Here is a 12513-nt window from a genome sequence, read left to right as displayed (position 1 = left end):
AGAGCCGCTACCAGCGAGGCCCGAAAATCAGTCCAGGAGCCCGACTGCAGACCCATCTGAACCACCTGCCAAACCCCATAGGCAGACCCAATTCCAGCCAGGATCCCAGGGATCCCGGCCAGGGAGAGGGAAACCTTGGGCAGGGTTGGCAGGATCTGATCCAACAGCCCCACCACCAGAGCGAAGACGAAAATCCCGCTCCCCGCAGCAGCGGCACCTGAAACCCAAGAGGAGCGGGAGAGCATCATCGTTTTTTCGTCATCACAACCGCTAGAGCGGGAAAACCAGGTTCAAAAATGGCCTGTCTGCACTCAGTTTATCCCGCCAGCAGCCTCTGTTTCCCTCTTAGGGCACCTGCCATGCCCGTTGGTGGTAGCCCTCTAATTGGGCCCAGGGATCCCCAGCCGCTGCGTGGGTGTGGCCGTGCTGAGGGTGATGGTGAGAATGAGGGTGGTGATGGGATCCGTGCCCGTGATGGTGGTCATGAGGCTCGTGAGGGTGGTGATGGCTGGATCCAGCTCCAACCTCTGCGCTCACGGCCAGGCGAAACTTGCACAGGTGGCAGTTCATCGGGGTTTGGCCCTGCAGGGCTTCCTGCTCCAGTTGCTGCAGGCTGTGCAGCACCGTGTCCACAAGGCCCAATTCCGGCAGCATCAGCCAGTCGATTTCCGGCTGTCGTTGTCGTTGTTTCTCCACTGCCGCCTCGATTTTTTTCACCAACACCCCCGTAAACAGAAAGTAGGGCAGCACGATCACCCGACGCGGCTGCCAGGACGAGGCCCGCTCCAACCCCACAGGCAGGCGGGGATGGGTAATGCCGATAAAGCAAGTTTCCACAGCGGCAAACCCAGATCCTTCCCAAAGCAACCGGGCCAGTTTACAGGCTTCGGCATTGGCCTCGGGATCGCTGGAGCCGCGACCCACAAATAGGAGCACGGTTTCTGCCTCTGGGATCCGCCGCGGTTGGGCAGCTATCAGAGCAGCCAATCGGTCTCGCAGCAGTTGCAGGATCTCGATGCGGATCCCCAGCGGCCCACCGTAACGAATGCGCAACTGGGGATAGAGGGCCTGCAGGCGATCCAGTTCCATCGTCACATCGAACTTGTTGTGGCGGGCCCCAAACAGCAACAGCGGCAGGGCCACGATCTCCTGCCACCCTTGGGCCAAGCACTGCTCTACCCCCTGGGCAATGGTTGGCTGGGTCAGCTCCAGAAAGCAGGGGATCACCGGTCGATGGGGGGTGAGAGCTTGGTAAGCCTGGGCTAGCTCCAGAAAGGCTTGCTGCCCTTGGGGGTCGCGGGATCCGTGGCCGATGAGCAACAGGGGCAGGGGGACAACAGGAGACTGCCCAACCGCAAGCGGAGGGGAAACACTGAGGGTATTCAACACAAAAAACTCCGTTCCTTGTGAATCGCAAGGGGTACAGGACAACGGCAGGTGGGTGTTCTGGCTGAGGGAAGGATCCCATCACAGTTGCGTCACAGTGGCGGACTTGCACCGCGCTTTCCCCAGTCTGCCTGAGCCTTTTAGGTTAGCTTGCCGCTTGTCGTTCACCAAGCCCCCTGGGGGGGATGTCCTTGTCTGCCAGAAGATAGCCCTGAGGCATGAGCGGTACGGCAGACTCATGCTCAAAGGGCAGCAAAACTGTTGCCGCGCTAATCCCCCTTGCCCCTGGGAGAGGGCCTAACGCCGGCCCGCTGGTCTGGGGGGCTGAAAGTGTCGCAGGCGCAGGGCATTGGCGACCACCGAAATGGAACTCAGGGCCATTGCCGCCCCGGCCAGCATGGGGTTGAGCAGCCAGCCTGTGAAGGGATAGAGCGCCCCAGCAGCAATCGGGATCCCGAGCGTGTTGTAGATAAAGGCGAAGAAGAGGTTTTGGCGGATGTTGTTGAGGGTGGCCCGGCTGAGTTGAATGGCTGTGGCGACTCCCCGCAGATCCCCCGACATGAGGGTAATATCGCTGGCGGCCATCGCCACATCCGTACCTGTACCAATGGCGATCCCTACATCGGCTTCTGCCAGAGCCGGAGCATCGTTAATGCCATCTCCCACCATCGCCACCCGCCGTCGCGGTTGTCTTAGGCTGCGTATGTAAGCTGCCTTCTGATCCGGACGGACTTGGGCAATTACCCGCTGAATGCCTGCTTGCCGAGCAACCGCTTGGGCCGTGGTGGGGTTATCCCCGGTTAGCAGGATCACCTCTAGACCCATCTGTTGCAGCTGTTGCACTGCCTCAGGAGAGGTGGGTTTGAGCGGATCGGCAATGGCCAACAGCCCCACCAGGCTCTGGGATTGGGCTACGCCGATCACCGTTTTGCCCTGGCTTTCCCAATTCTGAACCCGCTCTGACCAAGAGGGATCCCAAGGGATCCCCATCTCCTGTAGCCAGCTCAGCCGACCGATGCGAATCCACTGATCTTCCACCCAAGCTTCTGCCCCACTGCCTACCCTTGCCTGAAAGTGCCAGGCAGGAGGGATCACAATTTTTTCGGCTTCGGCTTTCTGCACCACCGCCTGGGCCAAAGGATGTTCCGAGTGCCGCTCCACCGCCGCTGCCAGGCGCAACACCGCCAGGGGAGAGGAGCCGTGGGCCCAAATATCGGTGACAGTGGGACGACCTTCAGTCAGGGTGCCAGTTTTGTCCAAGACCACCGTGCGCAAGTGGTGGGCCAATTCCAGGCTGTCGGCACTTTTCACCAGGATCCCCAATTCTGCCCCTCGTCCCGTGGCCACCAGGATCGAGGTGGGGGTTGCCAACCCCAGCGCACAAGGGCAGGCGATGATCAGCACCCCAATCGTGTTCACCAAGGCCAGCGTCAGGTTGTCCGCCAGCACCCACCAGAGCACAAAAGTTAGAACTGCCACCCCGATCACTGCCGGCACAAACCAGGCAGTCACCCGATCCGCCAACTGTTGAATTGGGGCTTTGGATCCCTGGGCTTCCTGCACCAGGCGCACGATCTGGGCCAGAACCGTGTCTTTGCCCACCCGCCGCGCCTCCATCACAAAGCTGCCCGTCTGATTCAGCGTTGCCCCAATCACCTCATCCCCCGCCGATTTGACAACAGGCAGGCTCTCGCCGGTCACCATCGACTCGTCGAGGGTGGAGGATCCCTCTAGGATTACCCCATCCACCGGCACCTTCTCGCCGGGGCGCACCCGGATCCAATCCCCCACCTGCACCTCCCGAATGGGGACATCCTGCTCCACCCCCTGGCGGATTACCCTCGCCGTTTTCGGTTGCAGCCCGATCAGCTTGCGAATGGCTTCGGAGGTTTGCCCCTTAGCCCGTTGCTCCATCCACTTGCCCACCAGAATCAGGGTGGTGACCACCGCCGACACCTCATAATAGACATCCGGGTGCAGTCCTTGCCGATGGAAAGAGTCGGGGAAAACCGTTGGGAAAACAGAATAGAAAAAAGCCGCGCTCGTCCCCAAGGCCACCAGCGTGTTCATATCCGCCGAGCGCCGTTGCCAAGCAGCCCAGGCTCCCCGGTAAAAATGCCTGCCCACCCAAAACTGCACCGGAGCCGTCAGCAGCAACTGCAACCCAGGATTGTGCAGCCACATGGGAAAGCCCGGGATTTCCATTCCCAGCATCATCGGCAGGGATCCGATCACCAGCACCGTGCTGATGCCCACCCCTATCGCCACCTTGAGCTTCAGTTCCCGTTCTGCGGCCCGTTGGGCGATCCGCTCTGGATCCGACAGATCGTCCAGCTGCCAATCCTCCTGGATAAGGCGCGCCCGATACCCCACCCGCTCCACCGCCCGAATCAACGCCTGCGGATCCACCAGCCTGGGATCCCCTTTGACGGTGGCCTGCTCACTGGCAAAATTCACGGATCCGGAGGATACTCCCTGCACTTGAGTGAGGGCCTGTTCGATGCTGCGGGCGCAGGAGGCACAGCTCATCCCTTGCAGGGCCAACTGCCAAGTGCCCTCAGGAGAAGGCGCAGAGGCCGATAGTGCAGCCGATGACCCTTTATGGGCAGACATGGCAACACCTTGTTGATGAAACGACAGCTACTCTCCACCCTGGGCAGGGCGAAGGCAGCCATCTGTACAGGAATTCAAAACAGACGCCCGACCGTTCTCGACCCAGCCTTGACTAGGCCGGGGGATATCCCACCTGGGTGAGGGCCTGCCGCAAATCGCCCACAGGCCGCTCAGAAGTAATCCGCACCTGTTTGGTTTTGGGATCCCCTTCCACCTGCGCCTGGGGATCCAGTTGCCGCACCGCTTGCGCAATGGTGTCTATACAGGCCCCACAGGCCAGCTTGGGCACCGTCAAAACAACCTGCATTTTGGAAAACCCCCCCAATGCCACTGAAAGGATGCTAAACCTTACAGTGGGCTGGAAGGTCAAGAGGGAGGCTGAGGCTCGTCCATATTCCAGCGGTAGTCCACCTGATAGCCCCGCTGTCGCCACTCTTCCTCCAGTTGCACCTGTTGGGTGAGGGCTTTGCGCAGGGAATTGATCAGCTCTTGCGTGCGGGCTCGGTTGCCGAAATCCTGTTCTTCCACTGCCGGAAAGGTTTGCCGCTCCAATACCCGCAGCAGAAATTCGTAGTGGATATGAGCCGGCACAGGAATACGTTTCATCGATCCAAGCAATCCTTAGAGATCAATTGTTCTCGCAGAGATCCATTGATAAATGGTTTTCATTCACTGAGATGACAACAGGTGGCGCACAGCTTGGCCGGGATCCGGCTGGGTCACCAGCGCTTCCCCCACCAGCACAGAGCGCACCCCCCAGGCCCGCAACTGCTGCAAATCGGCAGGGGTATGGATGCCGGACTCGCTGACAATGGGCAGCTCGCCGAGGAGATCCGAGTGGGCGGCCAACAGGTTGCGCGTTGTGTTTAAGTCCACCGCAAAGGTTCTCAGATCGCGATTGTTGATGCCAATGAGCACCTGCCCCCTGGACTCTTGCAGTTGGGGCAAACGCAACACCCGCTGCAACTCTTGGGAGGTGTGCACCTCCAGCAGAGCTGCCATGCCCAATTGCCGAACCAGCTTGAGAAAGTAGCCCAAATCCGCATCCGAGAGAATGGCGGCAATCAAGAGCACCGCATCTGCCCCCAGGCTGCGGGCCCAGAGGATTTGGTAGGGGTAGAGGATGAACTCCTTGCAGAGGATGGGGATCCCTACTGCCTGACGGATCCGGCGCAGATACTCGCCACTGCCCTGAAAGAACCGCTCATCTGTGAGCACCGAGAGGCAACTGGCCCCACCGGCTTCATAGCTCTGGGCAATGGCTACCGGGTCAAAGGGATCCCGGAGAACGCCGCGGCTGGGAGAGGCTTTTTTGACCTCGGCAATCACAGAGATAGGGTGAGGCGACTGGGTGAGGGCCGCCACAAAATCCCGCACCGGCGGGGCTTGATCCAGTTGCCGTTGCAATTGCTTCAGGGGAAGCTGCTCCCGTTGGCGCTCCACCTCCTGCTCTTTATGCCAGACGATCTCTTCCAAAATGTGGCGCGGTTTGGCTTCCGGCGCTGTTGTCTGGTACACCTGAGAGGCTACGACCACCGGCGGGGCAGGAGAACGCCGACGAATAGAAAGCGGCTCACCTTGCAGCTCCATACAAACCCTGAGCAGAACCCTACACCACACCCTAGACTACTTTAGTGCTCCGCCACCGGTTTGAATAGCTACCCCGGACATCCCCAAAACTCATCTGGCGAAGGCGTTTTTTTTACCCTATGGTTGAGTCTAGAAAGGTGGTGTAGTCTTTATGCGCCTCGGCGAGCCATGTTCTGGCGGCCGTCCATTTTTCCCCGGCCAGGGGCAGTGGCTCGGTGGGGTCAAGGCTGGTGCTGTCCATGCTGTTTTAGAGGAGTTCAGGCGTGCTGTACCTAGCAGAGCTATCCAAGCCGATTGGGTTTGCTAAGTCGTCTCTGCAATTGCTGGCCAAGCAGCAGCAGGACAATACCTGGGTGGCCGTGAACGAAGAATCCATTACTTTGGAAGGCCGCATCGCCCAGGAGGCTGGGCGCTTCAAGGATGGGTCATTGGTGCTGGCGGAAATCTCCGGCAACCGTCAGGTCGCCCGCATCAGCGAAGCCGCTCGCCAACTGGTGACCTATCTGCAAAACTTCAGCCAACTTCAGCTCAAAGCCCGCAGCCAGGAGGAGGAGATCGAGGTTTGGAAACAGTCCCTCACCTTTCAGGCGCATGAGCTTAAACGCCGCGAGATGGATCTGGCAGCCCAAGAAGAAGAGGTGCAGCGGCTGTACGAGCAGTACAAGAGTGTAGAGGAAGATCGCAAACTCCTGGACAGCCTCAAAGAGGAACTGGCAGCCCAGCAGGCTTACTTAGCTGAACAACAGCGCCTGATCGGAGAGCAGCGGGAAGCTCTGAATCGGCAGCGGCAAGAGTTGGAAGCCCAGTTGCAAGAAGCTCGCTCCAGCCGCTTGGGGGAGGCAGAAGCAGCGCAGCTACAGGCTTTGATGCAACAGCTCCAGGAGAGTCTGCATCCGGCTGGAGATCCCTTGGCGCTTCTGCAAAGCTTGAAAAGCCACATTCAGCAGCAGCAGGAGCACTTGAATCAACAGATTGCCCAACTGGAAGCAGAACGTCAGCAGGCCCAGGCCCGGCAAGACGAGCTGGATCGAGACTACCGCGCTTGGCAAGAACGCCACACCGCTTGGTGGGGATCCCGACAATCCCTGGAGCAAAGCCAAGCAGAGTGGCAAACTCGACAGGGATCCCTGCGAGCCCATCAAGAGCACCTGCAGAGGATTCTCCAGCAGCTGCAATCTCAAGAGAGCCTATACCAGAAAGCCTCTCGTCTGGTGCAGGAGTACGACTTTATCGTCGATGGCAGCAGCAACGGCAGGGCTGGGGAGCCGGCGATCTCGGTCGAGGAGCTGGCGGCTTTGGTCAGCCAACTGCGCCGAGATTACGAGCAGCGGGCGGCCCAGGTCAGCCAGCAGCGGGCCGAGCTGGAGCAAAACCGGCAAACCCTGCGGGAGCTGCAAGAGCGGCTGGCCAGCGCCTCTCCAGAGGAGCGGTTTGACATCGAGATGGATATCGACTATGCCCAGTCTGCCTGCAGTGCTTTGGAAGAAGCCCTGCTGCCTCAGGAAAAAAACCTGCAGCGAGAGTATGAAGAGTTGACCCGCCAGGAAGCCCGCCTTAGACAGCTGCAAAATCAAGCTGCTGCCCCGGTTCAGGTCGATATTGGGCCGCTCCTGGAACAGATCGGCAGCCAGAAGCAGGATCTTCTCCAAGAAAAAGGTCGTCTGCAAACCCTCATTCAACAACTGGAATCGTCCTTGCCTTCTCAGCAGGAGCAGCTCGCCCGCCAACGGCAGGAATTGGAGCAGCAGTGGCAACACCTGGAGCAAGAGGAGGGATCCCTGCGGGCGCGCGCCCAGGCCATGGCAGAAACCTGGGGTCGCCTCAATCACCTGCAGGCCACCCTCTATCCAGAGCGGGATCGGTGGGCAGCGTTGGCGGGAGAATTGGCGCAGTTGGAGACGGAGCTGAGCCAACACCAAGCCAGAAACTCCACCGCACGCGACCACGTCCAGCAGGTACACTCTCTCTTGGCTACCCTCGCGCAGGCGTGAGGAAGTTCACGTTTCCTGTGGGGGGTGGGGAGAACCGGCGCAAGCGGAACTGCGGCCTTAATTGAGGAAAACAAATCTGGTAAAATTCGCTAGCACCCTGCAGCCAGTGGGGCTCCCAATTCTCGGGCGAGGGGACTGCAGAGGTTAGTGCGTTTTGCCCCGCTTCCTGCTTGCAGTTGCCAAGGATATTCCAGTGTGAGGTCAGCTTGTGCGAATTGCGGTCGATGCGATGGGGGGTGACTACGCTCCCGAAGAGATCATCAAGGGCGCCCTGCTGGCCCATCGGCAGCTCCGGGTCGGGATTGCACTAGTCGGTCGTCCAGATTCCCTCAAGCCCTTTTTGCCTCAGCCCTTGCCTGCTGGGATCACCATCGTGCCTGCCGAGGACGATGTGGGCATGGCGGAAGAGCCGTTGATGGTGCGCAAAAAGCCCAAAGCCTCCATCAACGTCTCAATGCAACAGGTGCGCTCCAACCAAGCGGATGCCGTGGTGGCCGCCGGGAATACCGGAGCAGCGATGGCTGCGGCCTATCTGAATTTGGGCCGGCTGGCAGGGATCGATCGCCCGGCCATTGGCGCTCTTTTGCCCACTTTGAAAGGCAAGCCGGTGCTGCTGCTGGATGTGGGGGCCAATGTGGATTGCCGGCCCCGCTTTTTGGAGCAGTTTGCCCGCATGGGATCCCTCTACTGCCAGTGTGTACTGGGGGTCGAGCGTCCGCGGGTGGGCCTGCTCAACATCGGCGAGGAGCCCAACAAGGGAAACGATTTGGCTCTGGCCACCCACCAGCGCCTGGCCCAATTGCCAGGGATCCATTTCGCCGGCAATGCCGAGGGGCGGGATGTGCTGACCGGGGAGTTTGATGTGGTGGTGTGTGACGGCTTTGTGGGCAATGCCCTCCTCAAGTTTGCCGAGAGCGTCGGACAGGTGATCACCCAGGTGCTGCGGGAGGAGCTGCCCCGCGGTTGGCGCGGCAAGTTGGGCTGCTGGCTGCTCCGACCCAACCTAAAACAGGTGAAGCGGCGGATGGACTACGTGGAGTATGGCGGCGCTTTGCTGCTCGGCGTCAACGGCATCTGCGTGATTACCCACGGCAGCTCCAAGGCGCCGATGGTCTACCACGCCATTCGCCTGGCCAAAGAGGCGGCAGAACAGAAAATCCTACAGCGGCTGCAGGCGGAAATGGTTGACCCTCGCGAACCTGAATCCAACCCCAGGCGGCGCACCCGGCCCCTTCAGGTCTACTCTGGCTCTGGCCCGGAAGTGTTGCCGTTGGGATCCCTGGAAAGGACTTCCTCCCGCTGTCCCGAACCCGTGGAAGATGCCCAGCCATAGCCTCCCGACCGTGCGGCTGGTGGGGGCAGGGGCTGCCCTGCCGGATCCCTGCCTGAGCAACGACGATCTCGGCCAGATCGTCGAAACTTCCGACGAATGGATCTGGCCCCGCACCGGTATCCGCCAACGACGCATTCTCCCCCCCCATCTGAGTTTGGTGGACTTGGCGGCTCAAGCGGCGAAGGCTGCTCTGGATCGGGCTGGGATCCCGCCACAAGATCTGGATTTGATCCTGCTGGCCACTTCCACCGGTGTCGATCGGTTTGGCTCGGCCCCTCAGGTGCAGGCAGCTCTGGGAGCAACGCGGGCGGTGGCTTTTGATCTGACGGCAGCCTGCACGGGCTTTGTCTTTGCAGTGGCCACGGCAGCGCAGTTTTTGCAAACCGGGCTGTACCGGCGGGCCTTGGTGGTGGCGGCGGATGTGCTCTCCCGTACGGTGGACTGGGCGGATCGCACCACCTGTGTCTTGTTTGGAGATGGGGCCGGGGCGGTGGTTCTGGAGGCGGGGGAAACCGGCGGGATCCTCAGCATTGAGCTGCGCAGCGATGGCAGTGGCAGCCAGCTACTCAGCTTGTCCATGGCTACAGAGGCCAAGCCCCTGGTGGGATCCCTGCAGGTGGGGCAATACCGCTGCTGCCCCATCACCATGAATGGCCGCGAGGTCTACAAGTTTGCCGTCCAGGCGGTGCCGGAGATCATCGAGAAGGCTCTCTTTCGGGCTGGGATCCCGGCGGAAGCAGTGCAGGGGTATTTTATTCATCAGGCCAACCAGCGCATTCTCGATGCGGTAGCCAAGCGCCTGCAGCTGGATCCGCAGCGGGTGGCCAGCGTCCTAGAGTATTACGGCAACACCTCGGGCGCTTCGGTGCCAATTGCCTTGGCCACTTGGATCGAGCAGGGACGCTTTGGCGCCGGCGATCTGGGGGTAATGGCAGGCTTTGGTGCCGGCCTCACCTGGGGGGCGATTGTGTTTCGTTGGGGGAAGTGAATTGATGACCGTTGCCTGGATCTATCCCGGCCAGGGATCCCAAGCGGTGGGCATGGGAAGGGACTTGCGGAACTGGCAGGGAGCAGCCCAGAAGTTGGCTTTGGCCCGCCAGATGCTGGGATGGGATCCCCTAGATTTATCGGAAGACCAGATCCACCAGACCGGCTACACACAACCGGCTTTGTTCACCGTATCGGCCCTGTTGACGGACTATCTCTACGCCCAGGGACAGGCTCCTGCCTGCACTGCTGGCCACAGTCTGGGCGAATACAGCGCCCTCTACGCTGCCGGCGTGTTTGATTTCGAAACCGGCCTACGGCTGGTGGCGCTGCGGGGCCAACTGATGGAAGCCGCAGGGGATCCTCCAGGCCACATGGCAGCGGTGATGGGGTTTGACCGCGACAAGCTAGAGCATCTGTGCCAGATGATCCCCGATGTCACCCTTGCCAACGACAACAGCCCGGATCAGGTGGTGATCAGCGGCTCAGTGGAGGGGGTGCAAGCCGTCTGTGAGCAGTTGCAGGCCAAGCGCACCGTTCCCCTCAAGGTAAGTGGCGCCTTTCACTCGCCCTTTATGCAGGCTGCTGCCGAGGAGTTTGCCCACACCTTGCGCGCTGTTGACTTTCAGCCGCCGCGAGTGCCCGTCTACAGCAACTGCACTGCCACCGCCAGCCGGGATCCGCAAGCCCTTAAGCAGGCGCTGCTGGCCCAGATGACTGCCCCTGTCCGCTGGCGAGAGACGGTGCTGCACATGGCTGCCGACGGCATCCAAGAGGTGTGGGAAATCGGCCCCGGAAATGTTCTGACGGGCTTGGTGAAGCGAACGGTGCCGGCCCTGGCGCGGCGCACTGTCAGCAGCCTCAGCAGTTAGTGGATCTGTTTTTAACGGGAAAGAGCTCTGTCCCGCTAACGCGACCAGGATCCCTCCAAGTGGGATCCAACCGGCAAGCGACCCTGGGCCGGGATCTGTCCCAACAACACCTGCAGCAACGCCTGTAGAGAGACGGGGGTAGTGCCGTAGCAGGCCAAATAGACCGGGATCTGGGGCAGGGCAAAGGCGTCGTAGGGGGATCCCAAAGCCAACCCAATCACCTTTTCCGGCGGAAGGGATCCCAGCAGCAACCTCTGCGCCGGATGCCGCCACGTCTCCAGGGATCCCACCAGCACCTGCGCAGCTCTTTGAGCCCCTTCTTGGGCAATCCGCTGCTGTTCGGGGGTGGGATCCAGAGGGATGGAGAACACTTGGGCAGCGGGACAGGCTTTTTGCAGCAGCTCCCCCAACAAAGGTACAGGGGTGATAAGCAGCGGGTCAGGGGCCAAGGGAGGCAGGGATCCCCGTACTAGGGTGATGCTGTCTTGGGCGATTTGGCGGGCCAGTGCCCGGTGGTTTTCCAAGCCGGCAGGGGGGAAAGGGGGGCAGGGGGATCCCAATCCGTAGCGCCGCTTCAAGGTCAAAATTCGCTCCACTGACCGATCCAACTGCTCAACCGACAAACGACCGGCACGGAACTCCCGCAGCAGATGGGCATAGGCTTCTTTTTGGATGGCCGGGCTAAAGCCGGGATCTGCCCCAAACACCAGCACATCGGCTCCTGCCCTAAAGGCCAGTTCTGCCGCTTCGGGAATGCCGTAGGTGCGGGCAATGGCCCCCATGGTCAGGGAATCCGTCAGGACAAGACCCTGGAAACCCAGCTTCTGCCGCAGCCAGCCGGACACCACCTCAGGGGCCAGCGTTGCCGGTTGCAAGGACTTCGTCCCGCTGTCGCCGACGGATCCCAGAGCCGGCATCACCACATGCGCCGTCATCATCGCCTCTGCCCCTGCCCGGATCAAAGCCTGAAACGGGCGCAATTCCGTGGTCTGTAGCGCCTCCAGGGGACGATCCACCCGCGGCAACCCCAGGTGGGAATCCATATCGGTGTCCCCATGGCCGGGAAAATGTTTGGGCGTACAGAGGATCCCGGCTTGCCGATAGCCGCGCCACAGGGCGAGGCCGTAATCTGTCACCTGTTTCGGGTCTGACCCAAAGGCTCGGATGCCGATGATGGGGTTGTGGGGGTTGCTGTTCACGTCCACAACAGGGGCGAAGTTGAGGTTAAACCCCAAACTTTTCAGCTCCGTTCCCACCGCACGGGCCATAGCTTCCGCCTTTGCCAGGGATCCCGCTGCTGCCACTGCCATGGCGCTGGGGAACACCGTCACCCCCTCGGTAAGGCGCACCACCGGCCCCCCCTCTTGATCAATGGCTATCCACAGGGGGACAAGGGCTTGTGCCTGAGCCGCGGCAATGAGCTGGGCCACCTGATGCAACGTTTGAATGTTGCCGGCAATCGAATAGAAGATCAGCCCGCCCACGTGGTAGTCCCGGATCATCTCCTCGAGAGCGGAGGAAAACTCAGCTCCCTCAAAATAAACCAGAAACAGTTGCCCCACTTTCTCCTCAAGGCTCCAAGCCCTGGGATCCACTGCGGCAGCGGGACGGGGTCCTATCGAGCATGTCAAAGCAGATGTCCTAAAGCAGATGTCCTTGGGCGTCGCTGCCAAGAAAGCCGGTCAGGATGAGCGTAAACTACCCGACATCAACCGCTAGGCGGTACGGAGCGGGCTTTTAG

General features: G+C 60.8%; 10 protein-coding genes, 1 pseudogene and 1 riboswitch. Of the genes and pseudogenes, 4 read left to right on the top strand and 7 right to left on the bottom strand.

The genetic code is table 11. The annotated features are described in order from the left end of the window. From NW856_RS03555 to trpC, 6 genes and pseudogenes are all read right to left on the bottom strand, one after another. Positions 1–248, bottom strand: a pseudogene (locus NW856_RS03555) (hypothetical protein); the annotation flags it as partial. Positions 249–345: 97 nt separating this feature from the next. Continuing rightward, a complete protein-coding gene (locus NW856_RS03550) occupies positions 346–1386 on the bottom strand; it encodes a sirohydrochlorin chelatase (protein WP_414399117.1) in 1041 nt (346 codons plus the stop codon). Between the two features lie 32 nt (positions 1387–1418). Beyond that, positions 1419–1555: riboswitch (cobalamin riboswitch) on the bottom strand. 128 nt (positions 1556–1683) lie between these two features. Then, positions 1684–3999 (bottom strand): heavy metal translocating P-type ATPase, encoded by a 2316-nt coding sequence (locus tag NW856_RS03545; protein WP_414399115.1) that lies wholly within the window; start codon positions 3997–3999, stop codon positions 1684–1686. Positions 4000–4111: 112 nt separating this feature from the next. Continuing rightward, the gene (locus tag NW856_RS03540; RefSeq protein ID WP_099813329.1) at positions 4112–4306 is read right to left on the bottom strand and encodes a heavy-metal-associated domain-containing protein; all 195 of its coding nucleotides are present in this window, start codon (positions 4304–4306) and stop codon (positions 4112–4114) included. A gap of 59 nt (positions 4307–4365) precedes the next feature. After that, on the bottom strand, positions 4366–4605 hold the full coding sequence (locus tag NW856_RS03535; protein WP_414399113.1) for a DUF5340 domain-containing protein: 240 nt from the start codon (positions 4603–4605) through the stop codon (positions 4366–4368). Between the two features lie 63 nt (positions 4606–4668). After that, positions 4669–5589 (bottom strand): indole-3-glycerol phosphate synthase TrpC, encoded by a 921-nt coding sequence (trpC, locus tag NW856_RS03530; RefSeq protein ID WP_414399111.1) that lies wholly within the window; start codon positions 5587–5589, stop codon positions 4669–4671. Positions 5590–5852: 263 nt separating this feature from the next. Between trpC and hmpF the strand changes: the two genes are divergently transcribed. From hmpF to fabD, 4 genes are all read left to right on the top strand, one after another. Next, entirely contained in the window at positions 5853–7580 is a 1728-nt protein-coding gene (hmpF, locus tag NW856_RS03525; RefSeq protein ID WP_414399109.1) for a pilus motility taxis protein HmpF, read from the top strand. A 208-nt stretch (positions 7581–7788) separates the two neighbouring features. Further along, positions 7789–8913 carry a phosphate acyltransferase PlsX gene (gene plsX / locus NW856_RS03520; RefSeq protein ID WP_414399107.1) on the top strand — a complete coding sequence of 375 codons (1125 nt, stop codon included), beginning with the start codon at positions 7789–7791 and terminating at the stop codon, positions 8911–8913. Beyond that, positions 8900–9901: a beta-ketoacyl-ACP synthase III gene (locus tag NW856_RS03515; RefSeq protein ID WP_414399105.1), complete on the top strand. Its 1002-nt coding sequence runs from the start codon at positions 8900–8902 to the stop codon at positions 9899–9901. Before plsX ends, NW856_RS03515 begins: the two co-directional genes overlap by 14 nt. Before the next feature lie 4 nt (positions 9902–9905). Then, complete coding sequence (fabD, locus tag NW856_RS03510; RefSeq protein WP_414399103.1) at positions 9906–10772, top strand: ACP S-malonyltransferase; 867 nt, start codon at positions 9906–9908, stop codon at positions 10770–10772. Between the two features lie 35 nt (positions 10773–10807). On the opposite strand, the gene NW856_RS03505 is transcribed toward fabD, so the two are convergent. Beyond that, positions 10808–12334 (bottom strand): glycoside hydrolase family 3 protein, encoded by a 1527-nt coding sequence (locus NW856_RS03505; RefSeq protein WP_414399102.1) that lies wholly within the window; start codon positions 12332–12334, stop codon positions 10808–10810. Positions 12335–12513: the final 179 nt, after the last annotated feature.

It is taken from the genome of Synechococcus sp. R3-13 (genome assembly GCF_047462195.1).
Taxonomy (GTDB): Bacteria; Cyanobacteriota; Cyanobacteriia; order Thermostichales; family Thermostichaceae; genus Thermostichus.
The sequence above is the reverse complement of the archived record's forward strand: the minus strand, read 5'-3'. Positions and strand labels throughout refer to the sequence as shown.